This is a genomic window from Marinicella sediminis (assembly GCF_002000055.1).
Taxonomy (GTDB): Bacteria; Pseudomonadota; Gammaproteobacteria; order Xanthomonadales; family Marinicellaceae; genus Marinicella; species Marinicella sediminis.
In genome coordinates, this window is the sequence record NZ_MVBD01000003.1 from 261,450 (window position 1) to 287,202 (window position 25,753).

General features: G+C 51.0%; 17 protein-coding genes and 1 pseudogene. 5 read left to right on the forward strand and 13 right to left on the reverse strand.

All coding sequences use genetic code 11. The features are described 5' to 3' along the window. Positions 1-58: 58 nt before the first annotated feature. The 7 genes from B0475_RS05985 to B0475_RS06015 all read right to left on the reverse strand — a co-directional run bounded on the left by B0475_RS05985 (position 59) and on the right by B0475_RS06015 (position 8,397). Positions 59-1,966, reverse strand: a complete 1,908-nt coding sequence (locus B0475_RS05985) for a S9 family peptidase (protein ID WP_077410853.1) — start codon at positions 1,964-1,966, stop codon at positions 59-61. Between the two features lie 100 nt (positions 1,967-2,066). Further along, positions 2,067-2,561, reverse strand: coding sequence for a hypothetical protein (locus B0475_RS05990; protein ID WP_077410854.1), 495 nt, complete (start codon positions 2,559-2,561; stop codon positions 2,067-2,069). Beyond that, positions 2,558-2,998, reverse strand: coding sequence for a D-aminoacyl-tRNA deacylase (gene dtd / locus B0475_RS05995; protein WP_077410937.1), 441 nt, complete (start codon positions 2,996-2,998; stop codon positions 2,558-2,560). The genes B0475_RS05990 and dtd overlap by 4 nt, the downstream gene beginning before the upstream one ends. 95 nt (positions 2,999-3,093) lie before the next feature. Further along, positions 3,094-4,008, reverse strand: a complete 915-nt coding sequence (gene miaA, locus B0475_RS06000) for a tRNA (adenosine(37)-N6)-dimethylallyltransferase MiaA (protein ID WP_077410938.1) — start codon at positions 4,006-4,008, stop codon at positions 3,094-3,096. Between the two features lie 22 nt (positions 4,009-4,030). Further along, positions 4,031-5,863 carry a DNA mismatch repair endonuclease MutL gene (gene mutL, locus B0475_RS06005; protein ID WP_077410855.1) on the reverse strand — a complete coding sequence of 611 codons (1,833 nt, stop codon included), beginning with the start codon at positions 5,861-5,863 and terminating at the stop codon, positions 4,031-4,033. 71 nt (positions 5,864-5,934) lie between these two features. Further along, positions 5,935-8,142, reverse strand: coding sequence for a ferrous iron transport protein B (feoB, locus tag B0475_RS06010; RefSeq protein WP_077410856.1), 2,208 nt, complete (start codon positions 8,140-8,142; stop codon positions 5,935-5,937). A 12-nt stretch (positions 8,143-8,154) separates the two neighbouring features. Continuing rightward, the gene (locus B0475_RS06015; RefSeq protein ID WP_077410857.1) at positions 8,155-8,397 is read right to left on the reverse strand and encodes a hypothetical protein; all 243 of its coding nucleotides are present in this window, start codon (positions 8,395-8,397) and stop codon (positions 8,155-8,157) included. Positions 8,398-8,619: 222 nt separating this feature from the next. Between B0475_RS06015 and argS the strand changes: the two genes are divergently transcribed. Genes argS through B0475_RS06030 form a run of 3 tightly spaced genes read left to right on the forward strand, consistent with a single transcriptional unit; the run spans position 8,620 to position 14,732 of the window. Further along, positions 8,620-10,401 carry an arginine--tRNA ligase gene (argS, locus tag B0475_RS06020; RefSeq protein ID WP_077410858.1) on the forward strand — a complete coding sequence of 594 codons (1,782 nt, stop codon included), beginning with the start codon at positions 8,620-8,622 and terminating at the stop codon, positions 10,399-10,401. Further along, positions 10,398-10,970: an SPOR domain-containing protein gene (locus tag B0475_RS06025; RefSeq protein ID WP_077410859.1), complete on the forward strand. Its 573-nt coding sequence runs from the start codon at positions 10,398-10,400 to the stop codon at positions 10,968-10,970. Before argS ends, B0475_RS06025 begins: the two co-directional genes overlap by 4 nt. Before the next feature lie 9 nt (positions 10,971-10,979). Continuing rightward, positions 10,980-14,732, forward strand: coding sequence for a hypothetical protein (locus B0475_RS06030; RefSeq protein WP_077410860.1), 3,753 nt, complete (start codon positions 10,980-10,982; stop codon positions 14,730-14,732). Position 14,733: 1 nt separating this feature from the next. Here the strand turns inward: B0475_RS06030 and B0475_RS06035 are convergent. From B0475_RS06035 to clpB, 3 genes and pseudogenes are all read right to left on the reverse strand, one after another. Then, positions 14,734-15,651 (reverse strand): annotated as a pseudogene (locus tag B0475_RS06035) (lysophospholipid acyltransferase family protein); the annotation flags it as partial. 309 nt (positions 15,652-15,960) lie between these two features. Beyond that, the gene (locus tag B0475_RS06040; protein ID WP_077410862.1) at positions 15,961-16,197 is read right to left on the reverse strand and encodes an FmdB family zinc ribbon protein; all 237 of its coding nucleotides are present in this window, start codon (positions 16,195-16,197) and stop codon (positions 15,961-15,963) included. 80 nt (positions 16,198-16,277) lie between these two features. Next, a complete protein-coding gene (gene clpB / locus B0475_RS06045) occupies positions 16,278-18,860 on the reverse strand; it encodes an ATP-dependent chaperone ClpB (RefSeq protein ID WP_077410863.1) in 2,583 nt (860 codons plus the stop codon). 146 nt (positions 18,861-19,006) lie between these two features. On the opposite strand from clpB, the gene B0475_RS06050 reads away from it, so the two are divergent. Beyond that, positions 19,007-19,894, forward strand: a complete 888-nt coding sequence (locus B0475_RS06050) for a hypothetical protein (RefSeq protein ID WP_157892741.1) — start codon at positions 19,007-19,009, stop codon at positions 19,892-19,894. A 31-nt stretch (positions 19,895-19,925) separates the two neighbouring features. Here B0475_RS06050 and B0475_RS06055 read toward each other — a convergent pair whose 3' ends face one another. From B0475_RS06055 to B0475_RS06065, 3 genes are read right to left on the reverse strand one after another with little or no spacing between them, the layout of a single operon-like run. Further along, positions 19,926-20,603: an alpha/beta fold hydrolase gene (locus tag B0475_RS06055; protein ID WP_077410865.1), complete on the reverse strand. Its 678-nt coding sequence runs from the start codon at positions 20,601-20,603 to the stop codon at positions 19,926-19,928. Between the two features lie 21 nt (positions 20,604-20,624). Next, positions 20,625-22,853 carry a xanthine dehydrogenase family protein molybdopterin-binding subunit gene (locus B0475_RS06060; protein WP_077410866.1) on the reverse strand — a complete coding sequence of 743 codons (2,229 nt, stop codon included), beginning with the start codon at positions 22,851-22,853 and terminating at the stop codon, positions 20,625-20,627. Then, positions 22,850-23,326, reverse strand: coding sequence for a (2Fe-2S)-binding protein (locus tag B0475_RS06065; protein WP_077410867.1), 477 nt, complete (start codon positions 23,324-23,326; stop codon positions 22,850-22,852). The genes B0475_RS06060 and B0475_RS06065 overlap by 4 nt, the downstream gene beginning before the upstream one ends. A 275-nt stretch (positions 23,327-23,601) precedes the next feature. Here B0475_RS06065 and B0475_RS06070 point away from each other — a divergent pair, with 275 nt between their 5' ends. Beyond that, positions 23,602-25,734, forward strand: a complete 2,133-nt coding sequence (locus tag B0475_RS06070; RefSeq protein WP_077410868.1) for a hypothetical protein — start codon at positions 23,602-23,604, stop codon at positions 25,732-25,734. Positions 25,735-25,753: the final 19 nt, after the last annotated feature.

Here is a 25,753-nt window from a genome sequence, read left to right on the forward strand (position 1 = left end):
TGTGAATCAAGACATTGACCCGGATAACCAGTAAGCTGTCCGGGTCAATTAAGAGGGTTTATTGTTTCAGGTAAGTGTCAAGAAACGCCAGGTATTTGTTCGAAGCGGCGATGCGGTTTTCTTTCTTGCTAAAGCCATGGCCTTCGTCATCAAATAACAGGTAATCCACGTAAGTACCACCCTGACGGATGGCGTCCACCATTTCGTCACTTTCGATCTTCAGCACCCGTGGGTCGTTAGCGCCCTGAACCACCAGTACGGGGCTTTTCACCTGATGACCGAAAAACACCGGAGAAATGTTATACAGGCGTTCTTCGTCGGTTTCCGGATCGCCCAGTTCGTCATACAGCGATTTCCTGAAGGCTTCCCAGTAAGGTGGTATGCTTTTCAGGGTTCTTACCCAGTTGGTGACCCCAAAAATATTTACGCCTACTTTGAATTCATCGGTGAAAGCCATTGCCGCCATGGTCAGATAACCTCCGTAGCTGCCCCCCATGACACCAATTTTTTCATCATCAACCCAATCCAGTGATTGCAGGTATTTTTTGTTGTAAACCACGTCCTTGAGGTCATGGTCGCCATGTTTTTTATCATCCAGGTGAAAAAAAGTTTTACCATAACCACTGGAGCCCCGGTTATTGATTTTGAAAACGGCATAGCCATTGTTGACCAGGTGTTGGGTGAGGGCGGAATAGCCAAAGCGTGACTGGCCTCCAGGTCCGCCATGGATGAAGATCAGAGCGGGCACTGGTCCGTTGGCCGCTTGTCTGGGCTTATATAAAATACCAGGAATTTCCAAACCATCAAAGCTTTGAAAGCGTCTGACTTCGCCGGCAACCAGGTGTTCTTCCCGGATCTGTGGGTTGCCATTGTTGGTCAGCCTGATGACTGCATTTGTGCCCAGCTCATAGGTATACAGATTGGATGGGGAAGTGTCTGAATTCAGGTAAAATACCATGCGACTGGCATCGTCACTGAAGTTAACTCCGCGTAAATCGCCGGCAGGTAAATCTGGCAGCTCCACGGCATTGCCGTCTGTGGTGTTGGTGATGCCTAAAATGGTTTGCGCGTCCTGGTTGATGCCTGTGACACGGTATTGGCCATTCTTTGAAAAGTACATAAAACTGACATCCCAATCGGCCTGGAAACTGACCTGGTGGGATTTGGTGTGGATGTCGTAGGCCATGGCCTGATTGAATTCACCCATGGCATTGCTGCCGTATATTAATTGGCGATTATCCGGGGTGAACGTATATACACTGTGGGCCACATCCCTGGGGTCATTGCCGGCCACCATCATGGGTTTTTTGTCTTCAGAGTGCAAGTCAATCAGAAACAAATCTGAATCGGCATTGCTGTTGTTTTTGCTGACCGCCAGCCAGCGGCCATTGGAACTGATGTCTTCCAATTGATGCCCGGAGTCATTTTGATAAACCATTTGGTGACTGTAGTCAGCGACCTGATACAGGTACACATCAAAGAACTTAGGATCACGTTGGTTATTGAAAACAAAAAAGGATTGATCCCCTTCGTGCCAACCCAACAGTCCTGCTTTGAGGTTTTCGCCAGGTGTCAGATCAACCACCGTGCCGTCCAGATTTCTGACATACAAATGATCCAATTCATTGCCTCCCTGATCTGCACCATAAAGAATGCGGTCATCTTTGGGGAACCAGCTATAGGCATTGATTGATTCGGTATCAGAGTGGGTTAACTGCACTTTGGCTGAACCATCCAGGGGGACCCGGTAAGCATTGAAAATACCGGTTTCATCGCTGCTGACCAGGACAGCTGTCTGATCATGGTTGATTGATGAGCCAAAAACGGTCGTGGTTTTGAAAAAAGCCTCGGCCGAGTATGTTTGAAAATCGGAGCTGGCTGTGGTTCGGTTGCTGTTTTGCTGGCAGCCAGTCAGCCAAAAGGCCAACAGCAGTAAGCTGAGTATATGTGATGGTTTTGGCATCATGGATCCTCTTTGTTAATGAGCCAATCATACTGCCTGTGATGCGTTGAATTGTCAATGGCTGCCAGAAAAGGTCAGCAGAATCAGGTCATCAGAACGGCAGTTACCTGAGTTGAATCAGTCTGCCCCGTAGCCAGCGTTTTTTGGCTGTGCCGAGCAACTCTTTGCGATCAGCGGTCAATGGTCGGAAGGTTTTCAGAATGATGGGTTTTTGGCGACTGCCAAGGATGCCAAAAAACAGGTATTCTTTGTCGTAAACAATGGGGTTGCAGTTGCGTGGCGTGGGCATGTCATCGAGCTCAATGTCCAGGGTTTTCGGTACCTGGCCCTGCCAAACATTTTTACTTTCAAGAAAACTGAGTTGCTTATCCTGAAAGCGGGAACCCCGGCGCAAAGTGGCTGAAAACACAAAATCATATGCACGGTTTTCGAGCATATCGTGATCAGCTTTCAACAAGGCCTGAGAATTTGCCTGAGCGGCCTGAACCCATTGGCCATTGATCAATTTGGGGGGCGTTTCGGGCTTGGCCATTGGTAAGCAGGCGTGTAAGGGACTGTGTGCCAACAGCAAACAGGTGATCAGTGAAATATGTTTCATGAGGCCTCCAGCCAAAAAGTCACTGGACCGTCATTGATCAGGCTGACCTGCATGTCGGCTCCAAAGCGTCCGGTCTGGACATGCAACCCGGTTTGTTGGGCCTGTTTAACCAGCTCATTGAAGATGTGTTCGCCGTGTTCGGGAGAGGCGCCTTTGGAGAAGCCCGGGCGAGTGCCTTTTCGGGTGTCGGCCACCAGGGTGAATTGCGAGACCAGCAACAATTCACCTTTGATGTCCAGCAGTGAGCGGTTCATGCGGTCTTCATCATCAGGAAAAATCCGGTAACGAAGCATTTTACTGAGCAACTTCTCTGTCGTTTGAATGGTGTCTTCCCGCTCCACACCAACCAGTGCGAGGATGCCCTGGCTGATGGCTCCAACGGTCTGGTCATTGACTTTGACTTCGGCCTGCTTGACCCTTTGAATCAGAATTTTCATGTACTTGATGAGGTGTTCAAAAAAGATCCTGTATAACCAACCTGCCATCAAACTTCTCTGCTTGATGGTTTGGGTGGTCCCCTGGTTTCTGACTGTTATTCATGCAAAAAGTTTTCAACCTGGTGTTGTAATTTCTTCAGATAATCCGCTTGCATAGGATCCAGCCAAATGGCATTGGCCTCTTTGCGCAGCCAGGTCAGTTGTCTTTTCGCCAGTTGCCGGGTGGCGGCGATGCCCTTAAAGATAAATGTCTCAAGATCAGTATCACCTGATAAATGTTCCCAAGCCTGGCGATAGCCAACCGAACGCATGGATGGCAGCTCCTGATGGTTCCTGGAATCGGCCATCAGGGTGCGCATCTCATCGAGAAAACCAGCTTCCAGCATCGATTCAAAGCGCCGCGCGATGCGTTCATGCAGCACGCTGCGATCTGCCGGTGAGATGATGATTTTCAGGGTGTCATATTCCAGCGATTGGCCCTGGTCACGGGCATACAGCTCGGTCATGGTTTGACCGCTGAGCAGATACACTTCGTAAGCCCGGTTGATGCGTTGTGGGTCATTGGCATGAATTCTGGCTGCACTCTGCGGATCGACTTTTTTCAATAAGTCATGGACATGTTGCCAGCCATGCTCGTCGGCCAGCTGTTGTATCTTTTGACGAACCTCAGGATTGGCTTCTGGAAGTTGTGACAAGCCATTTTGCAGGGCGTTGTAGTACAACATGGTGCCGCCGGCCAGGATGGGTATCCGTCCGACGTCATTGCTGGCCTGCATCAGCTTCAGGGCATCGGCACAGAACTGGGAAGCAGAATAAGGCTCCCAGGGTTCGCAAATGTCCACCAGGGCATGCGGCGCACGCCTGAGGGTTTCGGTATCCGGTTTGGCGGTGCCGATGTCCATGCCTTTGTAGACCAAGGCAGAATCCACCGAAATGATGTCGCCGGCATACAGTTCATGCAGACAAATCGCGGCATCGGTTTTACCCGCTGCGGTAGGCCCCATCAACATGATGGCTTTGGGTAAAGTCACATCACTGCCCTCTGAGGAACAATTTATCCAGCTGCTTCATGTCCAGTTGGGTCCAGGTGGGCCGGCCGTGGTTACACTGGTCTGATCGCAACGTTTGTTCCATGTCTCTGAGCAATGCATTCATTTCCATGATGGTCAGCTGGTGGTTGGCCCGCACCGAACCGTGGCAAGCCATGGTCGACATGATTTCATTGATGTGAGCCTCAATTTTCTGGCTTGAGCCCATAGCCACCATCTCAGAAAGTACATCCTTGATCAGGTTTTCTACATCGGCATTGGCCAGCAGCGCCGGTATTTTGCGGATCACCAGGCTTTCCTCTCCGGTGACGCTGATCTCGAACCCCAGCTGAGCAAAACGTTCGGGGTGATTTTCCACCACATTGACTTCGCGGCTGGAAACATTGACTTGAATGGGCACCAGCAATTTTTGGTTTTTCAACTGGTCTTCGGCAAATCGCTGTTTCATGCGTTCGTAGGTGATGCGCTCGTGGGCGGCATGCATGTCGACAATGATCAGTCCATGCTGATTCTCAGCAATGATGAAGACCCCGTGAATCTGAGCTTTGGCATAGCCCAATGGCGGAATGTCCTGATCATCACCATCATCCTCTGGCAAGACCATCGGAGGAGCGGATGGGTATTCACTGAGTTGCTGACTGGCTTGAGCGGCCTGGTTCAGGTAGTTCAGACCGGCTTCTCTGATGCCCTGCGGAGGCAGGGTTGAGCCGGGCTGGCCAAGGGCAGTGTTTTGGCCGCCAAGGTTGAGCCGGTGTTGCATCTGCCGATAATCGGGCAGTGGTTGATCACTGGTGGTTGGCGTGGCCGACATGGCTCCAACCCGGGTTTGTGCCAATGATTGGTGGATCGAACCAAAGATAAAATCATGCACCAGCTTTGAGTCACGGAAACGCACTTCGTGTTTGGTTGGATGGACATTGACGTCCACCAGCTCCGGATCGATGTCCAGATACAACACAAAAGCCGGGAATCGCCCATGAAATAACACATCCTGATAAGCCTGCCGAATGGCATGGCCAACCAGTTTATCCTTGATCATGCGGTTGTTGATGTAAAAAAATTGCCGGTCTGGCTGGGCCCGGTTCCACGAAGGCTTGGCCACCCAGCCGGACATTTTCAGATTGCCGCGTTGTTGTTCAATGAAAATGGCGTTCTCAATGAAGTCTTTACCACACAGCTGGTTGATGCGCTGATGCCTGAGGACATCGGTGTCTCCACCCTGGGCATTGCGGATCATTTTGCCGTTGTGGCTGAGGCGGAAGGTGACATCAAAGCGTGACAAAGATACGCGTTTGATCAGGTCGTCAATTCTCAGGTATTCGGTTTTGTCGGTTTTCAAAAACCGCCTGCGTGCCGGGGTGTTGAAAAACAGATCAGCAACGATCACGGTGGTGCCCACTGGGTGGGCCGCTGGCACCGGGCCTTCAATGTCACCACCATGGGCACTGACCTGATAGGCCATTTCTGCATCCTGGTGTCTTGAAATCAGGTCAAAGCGGCTGACCGAAGCAATGCTCGGCAGGGCTTCGCCACGAAAACCCATGGACAACAAGGACTCCAGATCATCCAGTGAATGAATTTTACTGGTGGCATGGCGCTGCAGGGCCATGGCCAGATCATCCTGGCTGATGCCCTGGCCATTGTCGGTGATTTTGATGCGCTTTTTACCACCGGTCTGAACGTCGATGTCAATCACCGTGGCACCGGCGTCCAGGGCATTTTCAACCAGTTCTTTGACCACCGAAGCCGGTCGTTCGACCACCTCACCTGCGGCGATCTGGTCAATCAGTTGATTGGGGAGTTTTTTAATCAGCATGACATGAATTTTAACATGCCCGGCACAGAAATAGCGGGTCTCAATCAGTGATTATTGAACTGCTTTTGTCGTCATTGAATGTTGAGTGGGATGACCCGCTGGGTTTGCTTGTTGGCATGTCTTTTCAGCAACAGGTAAAAGATCACCAGTGCGGCCAGACAACCAGTTAACCAGAGGCCGGCAAACAACGGTTGGGTGTTGAACGTCACCACCTGGTAAAAACTACTGGCAATCAGGTAAGCAATGGCCGTTGAGTAAGTCGCTGAAAACACGGCCCATTTTTTGCCGGATTCTTTGGCAATGGTGGCCACCACCGTGACACAGGGGAAATACAATAACACAAATAACAGGTAAGCATAAGCCGCCCATGCACTGGTGAATTTATCCTGTAAAATGCCGAATAACTGGCTGGATACACCTTGATTTTCAGCCATGCTTTCCACGGCATCAATTTCAGTCAGTGACAAGCCCAGTGGATCGATCAGGGCATCAGCCAGACCAGCGGCCTTATCAGGAATGGATTGCAAGGCTTCCTGTAACTGTTCTCCTATGGTGGCTTCGCTGTCATCCACTGATTTTGAATAAATCGCATCAAGGGAGCCGACCATCACTTCTTTGGCCAGTAAGCCGGTGAACAGGCCAACCACAGCCGGCCAATTGTCTTCATCAATGCCCATGGGTGCAAACAAAGGAGTTGCCAGTTGAGAGCCGGCAGCCAACAACGATTCATCGACGTCTTCATTGCCCCAGCTGAAATCCCGGCCCATGGATGAGATGATCTGTAAAATCAACACAATGATGATGATGATTTTTCCGGCATCAACAATGAAACCACGGAGTTTGTGCCAGGTAGACCGGACAATGAACTTCACCCCGGGGAATCGCCATTTGGGTAACTCAATGACAAATGGATCCGGTTCGCCCGGGAGGATGGTTTTGCGCATCAGCAGACCTGTGGCGATCGCCACCACAATACCGGTGAGGTACAGTGACAACACAATCAATGCCGCATGCTCAGTAAAAAAGGCCGCCACAAACAAGGCATAAACTGAGAGCCGGGCACCACAGGACATGAACGGCGCCATCAGGGTGGTGATGATGCGTTCATCCTTTCTGGCCAGTTGCCGGGTGGCCATCACCGCCGGGACATTACAGCCAAAACTGACAATCAGGGGCACGAAGGCTTTGCCAGACAAACCGATTTTCTGTAACCAGTTGTTCATCACAAATGCTGCCCGCACCATGTAACCGGATTCTTCCAGTAAAGTGAGGAACAGGAATAAAAACCCGATGACCGGGATAAAGGTGGCCACCGTCTGGATACCGGCACCCACTCCGTCAGCCAGGATCACCGCGAGCCAGTCAGGTGCATGCATTGCATTGAGCAGTTGTTTGGTGCCATCAATGAAAATCGCCCCGGTGGCTATGTCAAAAAAATCAATGAACACATCTGCCACATTGATGGCAAAAAAGAACATCAGGTACATCGCCAGCATAAAAGCCAGTGAGCCACTGAATGGACTGGTCAGCCAGCGGTCAACGCGACTGAATGTGGCTGACTTTGAGGAAGGTGTTGCCCCGGCAGACGCCTGACGGGTGACGGCCCTGGCCATTTCCAGCGACTGTTGAAAGCGGGCTTCAAAAATCCGTTTACTGTCGCCTATGATCTGTTCAGATGACCGCACATAACGTTTGATGGCGGCAGCCCGGGTTTTGGCTTCTGGCAGGTCTATGTCATCAGGTAATTCAGTGTGTTGATGATCGGGGGCTGCTGCAGAAGAAAGTTGTGCCGCGATGGCATCAAACAAAGCAACCATGCCGACGTTTTTGATGGCGGTGGTGGTCAGCACCACACAGCCGGTCAACTCAGCCAGTTTGATGGTGTCCAGGTCTTTGCCACTGGCAGCCCGCTCATCGTCCATGTTTAACACCAGGATGGTGGGTTTGTCCAGATCCAGAATTTCGGTGGTCAGGAACAAGCCCCGTTCCAGGTTGGTGGCATTGAGGACATTGACGTACAGGTCAATGTCGTCCTTGTCGATGGCTTGCTTAACAACCAGTTCATCCTGAGACAATTCAGCCAGAGACAATCCATAGATGCCAGGTAAATCAACCAATTCAAATTGAGTGTTGTGACGCACCAGTCTGGCTTTCGATTCACTGACGGTGACACCAGCCCAGTTGCCGGTTTTTTTGTTTTGCCCCGCAAGGGCGTTGAACAGGGTGGTTTTACCACTGTTGGGATTACCAATCAGGGCGACTTTGGCAGGTTGATTCACAGGCGGTGGAGATTAAATCAGCGAAACAGAAATGGAATTGATCAGGTCGGAGCCCACAGCGATGTTGCCAAAAGGGGTTTTAACCACTGCACCATGTTTGTAAAGGGCGATCAATTCGATCATCATGCCCAGGCCCAGGCCCATCAGCGTGAGCTTTTGACTCATCGATTCAGAACAAACATTCTGGCAAACCTGATAGGTTCGGCCTGCAGTGGCTTTGGACAGTTGCACTGATTGATCACGGGGTTCTGTCATGGCAGGGAGTTAATCTAAATAATAATGGTTCTCATTATTGTGTATTGGGTGTAAATAATCAAGCCTCAAATCGGAAAATATGAAAAAGTTTGATCTTTATCATACCGCTGCCGGTCAATTGTTCTGCTCAGCCGATGCCATCAGTACAAAGTCTGCCGAATTGATTGGTTTACCGGGCCTCTATTTGATAAAATCAGCCGTTTATTTTGACTGGAATCATTGATGATTGGACACATTCAGGAATTGATTGAAAATGCCCTGGAACATTTGCAGGCCAAGGGCGAGTTTGAATTGACCGAAACCCCGGCGATCACCATCGAAAGAACCCGCAACAAAAGTCATGGCGATTACGCCTCAAATGTGGCCCTGACCCTGGCCAAGCCACTGCAGTCCAATCCGCGGGCCATTGCCGAACAAATCATTGCTGAACTGGCTGAATCCAGTCATGTCAAAAAAGTAGAAATTGCCGGACCTGGCTTCATCAATTTTTACCTCACCGATGCCTGTCGTTTACAGGTCATCAAGCGCATACTGAAGCACAAAGGGGATTACGGCAGCAGCCAATTGGGCCAGGATCACCCGATCACTGTGGAGTTTGTTTCCGCCAATCCAACCGGCCCGTTGCATGTAGGGCATGGTCGAGGAGCGGCATTTGGTTCGTCACTGACCAACCTGTTGAAAAAAGTCGGTTATCAGGTACATGCTGAATACTATGTCAATGACCATGGCCGGCAGATGGACATCCTGGCCACCTCGGTGTGGTTGCGGTATCTGGAATTGTGCGGTGAGCCCATCACCTTTCCGGTGAATGGTTATAAAGGTGATTACATCATCGACATTGCCCGTGATGTGCGTCAGCAGTATGGTGATGATTTTCGTCATCAGCAAGCAGAGGTGTTTGCTCAGGTCAGTCCGGATGAACCGGCCGGCGGTGATAAAGAACAGCACATCGATGATCTGGTGATCAATGCCAAAGACATCCTGGGCAAGGGTTATCAGAAAATTTTCAAGAAAGCCCTGAAGTCGATTTTGTCGGGCATTGAAGATGATCTGGAGTCATTCAATGTGCATTACGACCAGTGGTTTTCCGAAAAATCACTGCACAAATCAGACACCATTGAACGGGCCCTCAATAAGCTCAAAGCAGGTGATCACCTGTATAAAAAAGAAGGTGCACTGTGGTTCAATGCCACACACTTTGGCGACGAGAAAGATCGGGTGGTGATGCGGGAAAATGGCTTGAAAACCTATTTTGCCTCTGACGTGGCGTACCTGCTTGATAAATTTGAGCGGGGATTTGAGAAATCCATCTATGTGTTTGGTGCCGATCATCACGGCTATATTCCACGCCTGAAAGCGGCGGCCAAAGCCATGGGCTTTGATGCCGATAAAATTGACATCCTGTTGGTACAATTTGCGCACCTGTTCAAAGGTGGCGAAAAACTGCAGATGTCCACCCGCTCCGGTCAGTTTGTCACCCTCAATGAATTGGTTTCTGAGGTGGGTTGCGACGCAGCGCGGTTCTTTTATGTGATGCGCTCCCATGATCAGCACCTGGATTTTGACATGGACCTGGCCAAATCGCAGTCCAATGAGAATCCGGTTTATTACATTCAATACGCCCATGCCCGGATTTGCAGCATCCTGCGCAAGCTGGAAGAGCAAAACATGACCCACAACATCGAAATTGGCCATGTGTCGATTGAGTTGTTGATCGAGGAACAGGAACAAGACCTGATCAAGGCATTGTCACAGTACCCTGAAACCATCGAAAAGGCCGCAGTCAATTATCAGGTACACACCGTGGCCAATTACCTCAGGGAACTGGCCCAGCTGTTTCACAGCTACTACAACGCCCATCAGGTACAGATTGATAACGAAAATTTACGCAACGCACGGCTAAACTTATGTCTGGCGACCCGTTATGTGCTGGCCGATGGCCTGGCACTGTTGGGTTCTTCGGCACCTGAAGAGATGCGTGCAGAGGACAAAACACCCGCATGACCCGGAAAACCACAAAGAAAACCACAAAAAGGAAAACCACCCGCAAAGCCGGACACAAAAGGCCGGTGCCAGGTTGGATCATTCTGCTCAGCGGGGTACTGTCCGGCTTGTTGCTGGCGGTGTTGATTTACGTCAAAGGTTGGGTGCCACAACCGATACAGAACAACCAACCGGTGCCCGGTGTGGCCGAAGAGGTGGTACAACCGGTCGAAGACGTGTCACAGACGGTGTCAAAAAAACCCGACTATGATTTTTACTCGGTGTTGCCGGAAATGGAAGTGGTGATTCCCCGGGAAGAGCTTGAACAACAAGCCGCCCGTGACAGCAAAGAATACACATATATTTTACAGGTGGCATCGTTTAATAACCGCCAGGATGCCGAAGAGCTGAAAGCCCGGATTGCCTTCACGGGGCAGATCGCTCACATACAGGCCATTGATGTCAATGGCACAGAATGGCACCGGGTGCGTGTGGGACCATTCGATTCCAGCCGCGAAGCGGATAAACAAAAAAGACAACTGGAACAAGGAGGACACAAGCCCCTGGTGTTGAAAGAAACCAAAACATAAGGTGAATACATGAAAACCTTACATACCTTGTTGCTGTTACTCCTGGTTGGGGTACTCAACCAGGCAGCGGCCAAAAAGCCTCCGCAACCAACCCACAAGCAGCTGATTCCGCTAACGCTTCAGACCCGCGCCAATGAACCACAAAAAATCATTCGCCACAGCACTGCAGTGGCAGCCGGTGAATCGCTTCAGTCCGGTGGCAAAACCGACCACCTCAGCACCGCTCGGCAATACATCGATCAGGTACTGCAACAACAGCCACAACTGAACGCTGCCGAAGTTGATCTGGTACTGGTCAGTGAACGTCAGGGCTTGGCTCTCAATACCTACCGTTTTCAGCAACAACACCAGGGACTTGAAGTGATCGATGGTCATTTCACTGTGAGCATCAACCAGCAAGGCGTGGTGCGCCATGCCAGCCATCAATTGTTTGCCACAGATAACCTGCAGACCCCCAAAAAATTACTCTCCGATGACCAAGTCATGTCACGTGTGACCGGTTATTTCAATCATCAACAGGCCAGGCAAAAATCTGCCGCCAGAACAGCAAAGATCTGGGCTCATGGCGACCGGCCACGGTTGGTCTGGCAAGTGAACTATGCTTTTGACCAGGATACATCCAGGTGGCTGTTGCTGGTGGATGCCAACGATGGTGAAGTGATCAAAGCCATAGATAACAAACATTACAATACGGTACCAGTTAATGTGTTTGATCCGGATCCATTGAGTTCCTCAGGTCAGTCTTATGGCGGAGGATTGGTCGATGGTGGCGATGCCAACACCCCTGAACTGACAGCACAGCTGCAAAGCAGAACATTGGAGGTGCTGCATCAGGATGACAGGTATTTCATCACCAATGAGTGGGCAGAATCCATCGATATCAGCGAACCATTGGAGGGTGATTATTCGCAGGACAACGATGATTTTCTGTACAACCGGTCTGATCCTTCATTTGAAGCCGTGAACATTGCCTGGCACCTCAATGAATACATGTCCTATTTGAACAACACCCTGGGCTTGAATGTACGGCCTTATCAATACGATACCGGGGTGCGTTTTGATGCCCATGCCAGAAACAACGCAGATGCCTCGAGTTATTTTACCGGTGATGGCACCCTTGAGTTTGGTCAGGGATGTGTTGACGACGGTGAAGATGCTGATGTCATCATTCATGAATTGGGTCATGGCATTCATGACTGGGTGACAGATGGCAACTTGTCTCAGGTGGATGGTTTGAGCGAGGGTCTGGGTGATTATTTTGCCCAAAGTTACAGCCGCAGCCGTCCGGGTTATGCCTGGACACCGGCGGATCCGGAATATCATCAGGTGTTCTCCTGGGACGGACACAATGAGTGCTGGGGTGGGCGCATCACCAATGATCAGCGCACTTACCCGGATGATCTGGTGGGTCAAATCCACACCGATGGGCAAATCTGGTCTTCTTGTCTGATGAATATCTGGGAAACAGTAGGGCGGGAGCGCACCGATACCATGGTCATTGAAGGCCTGGCGATGACTGATTCCAACACCGGACAACAAGATGCCGCTCAGGCCATGCTGCTGGCAGCGGAGGAACTGGGGTACACCGATGACCTGTTGTTCATAGGTCAGTCATTCCAGTCCTGTGGTTACAACATCAATTTGCCACAGGGGCAATTGACGGTGCAGATCAATGCCAGTGACCCACAGCCCGAGCTGGGTCAGCAGGTGACTTTTTCAGCCAGCGTAGCTGGTGCCAGCGGATTGCTGAGTTTTGCCTGGGACATCAACGGCGATGGCCACACCGATGGTACCCAAAGCAGCATCACGGTGACCTATTCTCAAGCATTTGCCGGCACCGTTCAGGTGCTGGTACAGGATGTCGGCGATCAGTTTGGATTCGGGCAATTGGCACTGAAGACCGACAGTCCGGACATTCAGATTTCAGCAGCTGGTGACCTCACTGATCAGTTGCAACAGGTCTGTGGCAATGATGATCAGGTGATTGATCCCGGTGAACGCTGGCAACTGGAACTGGCAGTGAGCAATCAGGGTACCCAGGCGGCCAATGATGCCTGGCTGGCCTTATCCGGCAACCGCTCTTTGACATTCGCTGACGGCCGGGATCAGTACGGTAACCTGATCGCCAGTTGTGAACGGACATTCATTGACATCACTGAATCAGGTACCTTACATGAATGGCAGGCGGCAGGCAGTGAATTTACCGCTGCTGATGAAGGTTTTGTAACCATCTCGCTGGCTGACAGTTTTGACCATTATGGTGAAACCATAAATACCCTGGTGGCCTCCACCAATGGCTACCTGAGCACATCAGTTGATGCCAATGGCTCAGACTGGAGCCCGGACTGTCCCTTACCAGCCAATCCGGATTTTGATTCGGTTGGTGGGCGGATCATACCGTTTCACAGTGATTTACGGGACGCCTTGTTTTATCATCAGTCATTCACTGATTGTCCCCGCCTTGCAGATGATGGCAACGATCAATCCTGTGAGGTGTTTTCCTGGTTGGGTGCAGACCTGTGGGCCACCAGTGGAGCGGTCGAAGCGATTGATGTTCAGGCAATTTTGTATCCAGCCACCTCGCAATGGGTGTTTCAGTACGGCGGTGAAGGCTTTTCAGCAGCCAACCCCACCATTGGTTTGCAAAATGCCGCTGCCGATGACGGTTATGCCTATACCTGTAATGGGCAAAACAACATCAGTGATTCCGCCGCGGTGTGTGTGATCAACGCGGCATTTGCCCCGCCTTTGGTCTCCAGCATCACCGGTGTCAGCCTGGAGTCACCAGTCATCAGTCTGGCTGATGTTGGCATTAATCAGACGCGACAAGCGATGCTGAACTTTGCCGTTACCGAGGATGCCAGCTGTGGCCTGCCAATTGGTTTTGATCACCAGGCCAGTGTGTTCCTTGAGGGGTTCAACACCGGTAACAATGGATTTTTCACCACACAGGTGGGTGATGATCAGGGTTTGTGTGAAGCGGTGAATGATTGTGGTGTGGGTATCAGTACTGAACGTTCCGAAAGCAATGATGTGAAACCGCGAAATGGCCTGTGGTGGAATCCTGCCCGTTCGGGCAATGGAGTGGATCTGCACGTCAGTAACCAACAATCCATGTTGTCAGTGATGTACACCGCCCGGGAAGACCGCAGCCCAATCTGGTACCTGGCCAATGGTGCGGACAGCGCCAACAACCAATACCGCAATGATTTGTATGAGGTCTTATTTCCAGGTGGTTTTGCCCTCGGTGATCAGCGATTCAGCCAGGTTGGCTGGGCTGAAACCACGTTCATTGATGACTCCCGGGCGGTACAGGTACGGGAAATCAACGGACAGCTCAGTGCAGATTTGATGGTCCTGGACCAGTTTGCTGCTGACCAGACACCCAATATGCACACCGGTCATTATTTTTCCCCTGAACAGGATGGCTGGGGCCAGTCGGTGATTACCCTGGGCACCGCCCGGGTGGTGATCAGTTATATCTATGACCTGTTGGGCAATCCCATGTGGACCATTTCCAGTGGGACCAATGACAGCAGCACCCGTGATGTGTTTCATGCCAAAGCATTCTGTCCGCACTGTCCGGTGTTGTTACAGGAAGGTGAACAGATCGGCACATTGGGCATGGAATTCAATGGTCAGCAAAATGGTCAAATCAACCAATACATCATCAGTTATCCACCTGCACCCATGCAGCCGCAGGCAACCTGGGATATCCGTGATTTAACGATTTTTAATGTGGTGCCTGCTGAGCAGGATTGAATCAGGACTGAATGTCGGCTGATTGATCCGGACGGTAAGGGATGTGACCATCAGGTTGGATGCTGAAGCGTTTATATGTCCACTGATATTGCGCTGGATTAATCGCCACCATGGATTCAATGGTTTGATTCAAGGCGCTGGCTGATGCCTCCGGATTACCGTAAATGCCAGCCGGAGCGGCCTTGAAATGCAGGTCAAAGCCGCGGCCATCGGCCAATCGTTCTGCCACTGCAAACACCACTGGCACTCCGGTTTTTCCGGCGATTTTTCCAAACAAAGTCATGGTCAGTGCCGGATGCCCCATGAAGGGCACAAAAACCCCTTGACCGGCTTTGGGCTGTTGATCAGGCAGTATGGCCAGAATGTGTTGTTGTTTCAGTACTTTGAATATTTGACGCACGCCTTTGGGATTGGCGGTGATTTGATTGGCTCCGCCGGTCCCCCGGTACTTCAAAAGCAAGCGTTCGATGCTGGCATCTTCCGGTGGTTTATACAGGAATGAAAACCCCGGGTGCCGGGAGAGCCACAGGTTAAGTACTTCCCAATTACCAAAGTGTGGTGCTGCCAGCAGCAGCCCCTGTTTTTGTTCCAGTGCCTGTTCCAGCACCTCGCGGCCATGGATTTGTCCGATCAGAGGGTCGATGTTACGACCATGTTTTTTCCAGATGATACCCAGTTCAAACATGGCTTTGATGGTTTCGGTCAGGCTGTCCCTGGCCAGTTGTTTTTGTGCGGGCTTCTTGAGGTCCGGATAACACAGACGTATGTTGGTGAGGGTGATGCGGCGTTGTTTCTCACTCCAACGCCAAACCATGGCAGCCACCCAACTGGCCCAACGATGCGCACTGCGCAGTGACATCCAGCTGGTGAGGGTGATGATGAATTGAAACAGAAAAGCCCGCATGGCGGTATTGTAACAAAAGGCAGGCGATTGTTGAGGTCAAAAAAAACCGCCATCAAAAAGACGGCGGTTAATTTGCGAAGGCACAAACACGAGCCTTCCTGTCCTTGATCCCCGAGTGTGGTACTTCATGTACCGGGCAATCACTCCTTGTTGACTGCCTTGTTAAGAGACCATTCCTTAAGTCTTCCTTAAGTGCCTCACTGGCTGGCAACTCCTGTTGCCTGATCCCTTGGGGATATTATGTGATTTCTATGGAGGTTGTGTCTGTCCAATGATTATTACCAGCTTGTAAGAAAATATAGACAAAGCGGTGTGTTCATGGCATTAAGGGTCGCTGGATGTGGTGTTTTTACTGCTTTCAGTGGTTTTTTTGTTGGATTTGTTTTTGAAATCAGTTTCATACCAACCGGTCCCCTTGAGGCGGAATCCGGCAGCTGAGACTTTTTTTTGCAGGCCATCGGTTTCACAGGATGGGCAATCGGTCAGCGGTGCATCTGACATTTTTTGAAGTTTTTCCAACTCATGGCCACAGGATTGGCACTGATATTCATAAATCGGCATGGCAATATGGCTCCTTAATGTAACAACAAAACATTGGCAGACGACACCGGTTCAGGTGTCGTCTGCATGAGATTGCGCCATTAGTGGGGGTTGACGGCTGCAAATTCAAGGTGATCATCTGACAAAGTCACTCGAATGACCTGGCCAGGGGCAAACGCACCAGACAGCAGCTGGGTGGCCAGTGGATTCTCTAATTCATCCTGAATCGCCCGTTTCAGTGGGCGGGCACCATAGACTGGATCAAAACCCACACTGCCCAGGAAATCCAGCGCTTCATCTGAGACTTCCAGGTGCAAGTCGCGGGTGGCCAGGCGTTTTTTCACCCGATTGATCTGGATGCCGGCAATCAGTCTGATTTGTTCCTGCTTCAGCGGATGGAACACCACGATGTCATCCACCCGGTTGATGAACTCAGGGCGGAAATGCGAACCCACAACGGTCATCACCGAGTCTTTGATGTCTTTGTACGACTCATTGATTTTGGCCTGAATCAGGTCAGAGCCCAGATTCGAGGTCATGATGATCACGGTGTTTTTGAAATCCACAGTACGGCCCTGGCCATCGGTCAGGCGGCCATCATCCAGTACCTGCAACAGCACATTGAACACATCGGCATGGGCTTTTTCTACCTCATCCAACAGGATCAGCGAGTAGGGCTTGCGGCGCACCGCTTCGGTGAGATAACCGCCCTGGTCATAGCCCACATAACCTGGAGGCGCACCGATCAGGCGGGCCACTGAGTGTTTTTCCATGAATTCAGACATGTCAAGGCGAATGATAGAATCCTCGGTGTCAAACATGAACTCAGCCAGGGCCTTACACAGTTCGGTTTTACCGACACCGGTGGGGCCAAGGAACATAAAGGAACCAATCGGTCGGTTGGGATCAGCCAAACCTGAACGTGATCGGCGTATGGCATCGGCCACTGCATTGACGGCCTCTTCCTGACCGATCAGACGCTGATGGATGGTGTCTTCCATCTGCAGCAGTTTCTGTTTCTCACCTTCCATCATCTTGGTGACCGGAATACCGGTCCACATGGAGACAATCTCAGCGATTTCAGTTTCGGTCACTTTGTTGCGCAGCAGTTGAAAGCTGCTCATGTCGACTTCAGTTGCCTGCGCGATTTGTTTTTCCAGATCAGGAATTTTGCCGTACTGTAATTCAGACATTTTTGCCAGATCACCAGCCCTTTGCGCCACTTCAAAATCAGCTTTGGCTTGTTCCAGTTCTTCTTTCAAGTGTGTGGTACCTTGTACCGCGGCTTTTTCGCTGTTCCAGATTTCTTCCAGGTCAGAATACTCCCGCTCCAGACTTTCGATGTTGGTTTCCAATTCACTGCGGCGTTTTTTAGAGGCCTTGTCTTTTTCTCTGAGCAGGGATTCACGCTCCATTTTAAGCTGAATCAGCTTGCGGTCGAGTTTGTCCATCTTGTCCGGCTTGGAGTCGATCTCCATGCGGATTCTCGATGCCGCCTCATCCATCAGATCAATGGCTTTGTCTGGTAGGTTGCGGTCGGTGATGTAGCGGTGGGATAAGGTGGCCGCAGCAATGATGGCCGGATCGGTGATTTCCACCGCATGATGGACTTCATAACGTTCATTCAGACCACGCAATATGGCAATGGTGTCTTCCACGGAAGGTTCATCGACCAACACCTTCTGAAAGCGCCGTTCCAGGGCTTTGTCTTTTTCAATGTGTTGCCGGTATTCATCCAGCGTGGTGGCACCAATACAGTGCAATTCACCGCGGGCAAGGGCTGGTTTGAGCATGTTACCTGCATCCATGGCCCCTTCGGCAGCACCGGCTCCGACCATGGTGTGTAATTCATCGATGAACAGGATGATCTGACCTTCCTGCTTACTCAGGTCATTGAGCAGGGCTTTGAGTCGTTCTTCAAATTCACCGCGGTATTTGGCACCGGCGATCAGTGCGCCCAGATCCAGGGACAGTAAGCGTTTGCCTTTCACGCCTTCCGGCACTTCGTTGTTAACGATGCGTTGAGCCAGGCCTTCGACGATGGCGGTTTTACCCACCCCGGGTTCGCCGATGATCACCGGGTTGTTCTTGGTGCGACGTTGGAGTATCTGGATGGTGCGGCGAATCTCCGCATCACGACCAATGATCGGATCCATTTTTGAGGCTTCGGCGCGCGCCGTCAGGTCGACGGTGTATTTTTCCAGCGCCTGGCGGTTTTCTTCGGCTCCCGCGTCATCCACAGTGCCATCGCCGCGGATCTCATCGATGGTTTTTTCCAGTGAGTCCCGTTGTGCACCGGCTTTTTTCAACAGCTGGGCGGTGGTGTCACTGGAGTCCATCAGCGCGAGGGCAAACAGCTCACTGGCAATGTACTGATCATTGCGTTTTTGCGCCAGTTTATCAGCCAGATTCAACACCTTGACCAGGTTGTTTGACAGATTGACTTGTCCCGTGTTGTTACCGATCACCGGCATCATTTCAATGGTTTCTGCCAGGCTGTTGCGCAGCAGGTTGATGTTGACCCCGGATTTGGTGAACACATGCTTGATGGAGGAGTGCTCCTGATCCAGCATAGCTGACAACACATGGGCCGATTCAATCACGTTGTGGTCTTTGCCGACCGCAATCGATTGGGCTTCGTTGATGGCTTGCTGGAAATTGGTGGTTAATTTATTAAAGTTCATGATTCCCAATTAAAAATTCTAGATTGACAAAGAAATGGGGGTGCCCCGTCTGTTTTTCAATTGTGCCACAAAGCCCACAGACCGCTGGTATGACATCGATCAAGTTTGGTTATAATGAAGGTGAATCAAGGATTGGAAATCAAACCATGAAAACTTTTTTCATCAGCATGATACTTATCTGGAATCAGGCAAATTCTACCACTGTGCTGTCTGATGGCATTGAAGCCAGTGATGAATTGAACAAGGAGTCCAAGCCTGAATATACAATAATGGTTGGACGCTTGCAAAGACAAGAATATGTAGATGATGTCATGCCAACACGTTGTATTGAAGCTGTTTGTATGAGTAGCTTTTATCATTATCACATCAAAGTTGATGATGTGATAGTTGGTGAGTCATTAAGCAGAAAGATCAAAGTTGCCCGATTTCAACACGCCAAATATCTGTTCAGAAGCAGTCAAACGGCGTTGTTTGTGATTGAGCGGGTTACGAATCCGAGTTGGGAACAACATTTGGATACACCTTATAATCTCGTGGAGTTTTCACAATTGAAAGCAGAGCATTGTTTGATCTATCCATTTAAAAAATACAGCAGTTACTTTGGCGATGATGAATCCTGCATACAGACCAAACTAATAAATGCAAAAGGAAATCTCATCGCTGATGAGTTGAGATATGAAATGTTCAATGAAGTGGTTGAACGGGTTCAGTACCGGTTAGACAAGGACGACATTTTGCGTTCTGTGGAGGATCACCAGTTAAGTGATGGAACACATGTGGTTGATACTGAAGACCAGGAAGAACGTTGCTATGATGTGGATTTTGACAAAAATTTCAAAAAGCGTGATTGTGATTTTTCTGAATATTACGACTTACTCAGATATCAGTTGACCAAAGGTCAGGGCGAAGCCGCCATGGAACTCTTTAAACAAGAACTCAATGCATCCCGGTTAAACCTGAAGCCTTTTGACATCCGTTACCGGGTCATTGAACACGATGAGTACAGTGAGTTTCAGGTGCACTACAATTACTAAGTCAGGTTAACTTCAGTGCTGTATCAACAACTCACATCACAAGCGAGAAAACCCTTGATGCTGCGGAAATAAGCCGGTTTGAGATCGATGTCGTTGTGCCCGGCATCCAGTTCACCGGCAGGATCGGCATCAGTTTGGCTGCCACCGCCCGCAGGCTGTCGAATGGGGTGACCAGGATCAATTGCGCCACTTCCCGCTGACTGGCGACATAGGTGGCGATGCCACTGCCCAAAGAGCGGCCCATCACCGTGACCGGGTGGTTGGTCTGACCCTGCAGGTGGTCAAACAACGCCAGGGCGTCAGCAAACAAAGCGGCTTCGCTGGGTGAGCCCCCGCTGCCACCATAACCGCGGTATTGCATCAGCAGCACCCGGGTGTTGGGCAGGTGGTGTAAAAAATCACTGGCACTGTAGGCCACCTGTTCGGCATTGCCACCCAAATACAACAACACCCGTTCACCCTGAGGATTCAGCTGCACCGCATTGATGGTGGCCTCAGCGGTGGTCAGTTGCAGGGTTTGATGGGGGTGTTCAATGGTCGGTGGCGGATGGTAAATCAAGCGGTTTTGCAACAGATAGACTGCCAGCATCAGCAGCAGGTAGGCACTGAGCAGGGTTTTGATGAGGGGCCAGACAAACATGGAGTGATGGACAGCGTTGGTCAGCAATGGTTCTCTGCTGAGCCATTTGCCGTACCCATGAAGGGGCACGGCAAGCAGCTGTTCAGACGATCAAACCAGGCGCAGGTCCTTCAGTGGCAAACGGCGGTGACGTTGGCCATTGGCGGCAAAGATCGCGTTACACAACGCCGGAGCCACGGGTGGTAGTCCGGGTTCGCCCACGCCCGTTGGGATGGCGGTGCTGTTGACCAGGTGCACATGTACATCGGGTATTTGGTTGATGCGTGTCATCTGATAATCATCAAAGTTACCTTGTTCGATGATGCCGTCTTTGGCGGTGATTTCACCGTAAAAGGCCAAAGAAGCACCAAAGATCAGTGAACCTTCCATCTGCGATTTGACCCGATCAGGATTCAGCAGTTGACCGGCGTCGACCGCCATGTGGACATCTTCGATTTTCACCTGATTGCCGTTGGTGGAAACCTTAATGACCACGGCGATGTAACTCAGAAATGAGCGCCAGGCGGCGATGCCCATACCCGTGCCCTCAGGTAGTTTTTCGCCCCAGTTAGCTTCTTTGGCGGCCAGTTGAATGACGTTTTTCAGGCGGCTGGTCTCGGCGGGGTATTGTTCAGCGGGTTCGCCGTAGTTGCTGTACTCAAAACCGTCTTTGCTGAAATCTTCTATCCGGTCATCACCGATCAGTTCCAGCAGAAAGTCTTTGCTGTCTTTACCGGCGGCATGGGCCATCTCGTCAACGAAGGATGAAGCAGCAAACACATTGTTGATGTTGGTTACCGAGCGCACCCAGCCGATGCGCATAAAGGTGTCGGTTTCGCCCAATGCGATCTTGATATTGGGCACATCAAACATCATGTCGCCCTGGCCGAGGTCGGTGCTGCCGGCCAGTTTGGCGGTGGGATCAAAGGTTGAGCTGATCGGATGATTAACCATGGCGTGGTACCAGCTGGTGACCCGGTTGTTTTCATCCAGGGTGCCTTTGAGCTGTTGGTAGCTGGGACTGTGGTAGTAACCGTGTTTGATTTCGTCTTCACGGGTCCATAAGACTTTGATGGGCATCTTGGTTTGGTGTGCCAGGTAGGCCGCTTCGGCGACAAAATCAGGTTTAGACTTGCGACCGAATCCACCACCCAGCAGGGTCACATTGATCTCTACATTGGCAGCGTTTTCCTGCGGGATTTCCAGGGTGCCCATGACGTTGCGTTGTGAGGCCTGTGGGGTTTGGGTGCAGGCCCAGACTTCCACCCGATCGCCAGTGATGCGGGCGGTGGCTGCCGGTGGTTCCATGGTGGCATGGGCCAGTCCTGCGACATGATAATCAGCCTCAATGGTTTTCGTTGCATTCGCTTTGGCTTGTTCCACATCACCACGGGATCGCACCACTTCTTTGGGGTTTTCCAGGGCTTTGATGAACACTGCTTCATGATCGTTGGTGGAGTAACTGCTGTTGCTGCCATGGTTCCATTCAATGTTGAGTTTTTTTCGCCCCTCAATGGCAGCCCAGGTGTTTTCAGCAATCACTGCCACCCCACCGAGCATTTTGAACAGGGCCGGTGGTGTCAGTGCAGGCAATTGCACCACTTTGACCACGCCAGGCACTTTCAGGGTTTCACTGTCATCGACGCTTTTCACGGTGCCAAAGACCACTGGTGGTCTGGCGATCACCGCGGTTTTCATGTCATCCAGCTGAACGTCGTAGCCAAACACCGCTTTACCGGTGACGATGTCTGCACCATCGAGCAGGGCCATGTCCGGCTTGCCGACGTATTTTTGTTCGGCTGCGGTTTTCAGTTTCAGTGTATCCCGTTCAGGAACCTTCAGTTTGCTGGCGATCTTGACCAGCTCTTTGAAGTCCAAAGCTTCATCTTTGTGGTGCGCCTGATGATGCTCGATGCGAACCTGGTCGACGGGTACTGACCAGACCTGGGCAGCGGCCTGTTGCAGCATGGTGCGCATGATGGCGCCGGCTTCTTTGAGTTTTTGGAAGTTTTTCCGCACACTGCGCGAGCCGTCGGTGTTCTGGCTGCCGTATTTGGCATCACCCAGGGCCTGTTTGACCGTGACCCGGTTCCAGTCTGCTTCCAGTTCATCGGCAACCAGCAGTGGCAGCGTGCTGCGGATGCCCTGGCCCATTTCACTGCGGTGGGAAATGATGGTGACCTGGCCAGTGCCATCCATCGAAACAAACACATCCGGAGAAAATTGAATTTCACCATGGTGTTTGGCCATCAGCGGCGAGAATTGTACGCCCAGCACCAGGGTGCCGGATGCCAGTCCGGTGCTTTTAAGGAATTGTCTGCGATTGAGCTTTTTGATCATGATTGTGCTCCTTCATCCGCTTGTTTCAGCTTGGCGGCCTGTTTGATGGCAGCCCGGATTCTGGGGTAGGTGCCACAACGACAAATGTTCCCTGCCATGGCACCGTTGATGTCCTCGTCTGAGGGATTGGGGTTGTTCTCCAGCAACGCGACAGCTGACATGATTTGTCCGGATTGACAATAGCCACATTGGGCCACATTGAGGTTTTGCCAGGCTTGTTGTACCGGATGGTCGCCTTGTTCTGATAGGCCTTCGATGGTGGTTACTGATTTGCCTTTGGCATAAGACATGGGTGTGATGCATGAGCGCATCGGCTGACCATCAATGTGCACCGTACAGGCACCACAAATGCCCTTACCACAACCATATTTACTGCCGGTTAATTTGGCCACATCGCGCAATGCCCACAGCAGCGGCATGTCTTCACTGACTTCGAGTTGGGTCAGTTGGCCATTGATTTTGAGTTCTGTCATTGTCATACCCCGGTTTTTATCAAGCCAATAAGTATAACATTGCTGGTGTTTAAAATTGTTGACGGCTCATTGTTTGTGATTTTTTTGACAAGTTTTATCAGGAATATTCGTTTTAATAGATGGAGGCTTGAAATTGAGCGCAAGTGTATCAGTTGGCAGTGCCTTGTCCCTGTTGTCCGGATAGGCTGTGTTTCAGACCTCTGATTGAAAAAAACTTCTGTTCAGTCTGCACACTGATCCGAATCATTTATTTGTCTTTTGCTGAGGAAAAAACGATGAACAAACTGCTTTTATGTGTACTGATTCTGTTTGCTGAATCATTGTATTCAACCAGTGCTGCAACGCAGCTGCCAGGCGCTTCACTGTCTGCTACATTTCACGGCTGGAGCGTTGATGTGGAAGGCGAAGTGGCTGTTGTGGGAGCACCTTTGGGGTGGGTATCTGTGGGAGACGGTAGTGACCGGGCTGGTGCGGTCTATGTTTATCGGCAGCAGACCGGAGAATGGACCCTGGAACAGGTCCTTAATCCGACTGATTTGGCAGCTGGAGATCAGTTTGGAGATTCTGTGCGGATACATCAAGGCCGGATTGTGGTGTCAGCACCTTATCATGACCCGGTTATAAACAATGTGGTAACAGAAGATGCCGGTGTTGTTTATGTGTTTGAGTACCGCAACAGCGAATGGACCCAAACCAGTCAGATCATTCGACCCAATGCAAAAGCCAATGACTGGTTTGGTAAACAATTGACAGTGGGTGTTGACCGGATTTTCATATCGGCGCTTGAATTGGGCATGCCGGCCGACCAACAACGGGGTGCCATTCATGTCTATGACCTGGTGGCAGGTGAGTGGACGGAGACGGCAGTCATCAGAAATGATCTGCCTTATGAGACAGGAGGTCTGTTGGGTAGCTGGCCCATGAGTTATCACCAGGGTCAACTGGCTGCCGCAGTCAACACTTTTCAAATGGATCAATACACAGGATATGTTCATGTGTATACCGAAGAGCAGGACAATTGGATGTTGCAACAAGTCATCAGCAGCCCCGATGGTATGCCAGGTGATTTCTTTGGTGCCAGTGTCAGTGTATTTAGCGATCACTTGCTGGTCGGGGCGTCCGCGGAGACAGGCAGCAATGGTGAAAGTCAGGCTGGAGCGGCGTATGTGTTCCAAAAAATCGGCGAACAATGGAGCCTGAGTCAGAAGCTGACAGCCAGGGTTGCCGATGAGAGCGATAATTTTGGTATTGAAGTCGTGATGGCAGATGAGCAATTGATCATTGGACAGAGGCATACTGGCACTGATGAAAACAACATCAATGGTCAGGTGTATGTATACAACCAGGAAGACTCTGGTTGGCAGCTTGTAAGGGTGATCAAAGCGGATACGGATACCAATCATGATGATTTTGGGCAGGCCCTGGGGTTGGATCATGATCGTCTGGTGGTTGGAGCTCCTTTTTCCTCCAGCCGGCAAGGCATGGCCTATGTGTATGACATCCAGCCCAATGCCGAACGCTTCACATTAAATGAAGGACTCAATGGTAACTGGTACAACCTGGAGACGCAGGGACAGGGCTTGTTTTTTGATGTCCGGCCGGAGCATGATTATGCCTATGCCGGTTGGTTCACTTATGACACCATGCCGGTCAGCGCTGGTGGAGACATCGGTGATGCCGGACACCGCTGGTTGGTGGGTAACGGTTTAATCAACCAAAGCACCCAATCAATCAGTTTTGATTTGTTGTACGCCGCCGGTGGTTTGTTTGACAACAACCAAGCGGTGATCGGCCCAGCGGTTAATCCATATGGATCCATGACGGTGGTGTTTGATGGTTGTGACCAGGCACAGGTCAGCTATCAGATACCATCGCAAAACCTGTCAGGCCAATTCACCATCAACCGGCCGGTGAACAGCGGTTCGGCGGTGTGTCAGGATTTCGCCAGTGGCAGTCTGGATCAATCACCTGATGTTTTTGATCAACGATTAACTGGTCACTGGTATAACCCGGACACCAGTGGTCAGGGCATGTTCATCGACCAGTTCTACGGGACCGATGCGGCGTTCTTGGGCTGGTTTACTTTTGACACCATGGATGCGGCCGATACCCCAGCGGCTCAGGTGGGTGCCAATGGTCAACGCTGGCTGGTTGGAGCTGGCCAGGTTGATGACATGAATCCGGCGGTGTTGAATTATCAATTGTATTACACCTCGGGGGGCTATTTTGATGATCCGGCAGAAGTGAGCCTAGAAGGGGCCAACGGTTATGGCACCCTGCGCATTGAATTTCTGGACTGTGCCCATGCCGCTGTGTCATATGAGGTGCCGGCAGTTGGCGTGGCTGGCCAGTTTGAGATGATCAGGTTGTTCACTCAAGCCAGCGAACTATGTCCTGACATCAGGTAATCCTGACGCACCATCGGTT

What these genes read in the sequence shown, in the direction of transcription:
- B0475_RS05985 (WP_077410853.1), bottom strand. Translation starts at nt 1,966, where the DNA reads ATGATGCCAAAACCATCACATATACTCAGCTTACTGCTGTTGGCCTTT.
- B0475_RS05990 (WP_077410854.1), bottom strand. Translation starts at nt 2,561, where the DNA reads ATGAAACATATTTCACTGATCACCTGTTTGCTGTTGGCACACAGTCCC.
- dtd (WP_077410937.1), bottom strand. Translation starts at nt 2,998, where the DNA reads ATGAAAATTCTGATTCAAAGGGTCAAGCAGGCCGAAGTCAAAGTCAAT.
- miaA (WP_077410938.1), bottom strand. Translation starts at nt 4,008, where the DNA reads ATGTTGATGGGGCCTACCGCAGCGGGTAAAACCGATGCCGCGATTTGT.
- mutL (WP_077410855.1), bottom strand. Translation starts at nt 5,863, where the DNA reads ATGCTGATTAAAAAACTCCCCAATCAACTGATTGACCAGATCGCCGCA.
- B0475_RS06015 (WP_077410857.1), bottom strand. Translation starts at nt 8,397, where the DNA reads ATGACAGAACCCCGTGATCAATCAGTGCAACTGTCCAAAGCCACTGCA.
- argS (WP_077410858.1), top strand. Translation starts at nt 8,620, where the DNA reads ATGATTGGACACATTCAGGAATTGATTGAAAATGCCCTGGAACATTTG.
- B0475_RS06025 (WP_077410859.1), top strand. Translation starts at nt 10,398, where the DNA reads ATGACCCGGAAAACCACAAAGAAAACCACAAAAAGGAAAACCACCCGC.
- B0475_RS06030 (WP_077410860.1), top strand. Translation starts at nt 10,980, where the DNA reads ATGAAAACCTTACATACCTTGTTGCTGTTACTCCTGGTTGGGGTACTC.
- B0475_RS06040 (WP_077410862.1), bottom strand. Translation starts at nt 16,197, where the DNA reads ATGCCGATTTATGAATATCAGTGCCAATCCTGTGGCCATGAGTTGGAA.
- clpB (WP_077410863.1), bottom strand. Translation starts at nt 18,860, where the DNA reads ATGAACTTTAATAAATTAACCACCAATTTCCAGCAAGCCATCAACGAA.
- B0475_RS06050 (WP_157892741.1), top strand. Translation starts at nt 19,007, where the DNA reads ATGAAAACTTTTTTCATCAGCATGATACTTATCTGGAATCAGGCAAAT.
- B0475_RS06060 (WP_077410866.1), bottom strand. Translation starts at nt 22,853, where the DNA reads ATGATCAAAAAGCTCAATCGCAGACAATTCCTTAAAAGCACCGGACTG.
- B0475_RS06065 (WP_077410867.1), bottom strand. Translation starts at nt 23,326, where the DNA reads ATGACAGAACTCAAAATCAATGGCCAACTGACCCAACTCGAAGTCAGT.
- B0475_RS06070 (WP_077410868.1), top strand. Translation starts at nt 23,602, where the DNA reads ATGAACAAACTGCTTTTATGTGTACTGATTCTGTTTGCTGAATCATTG.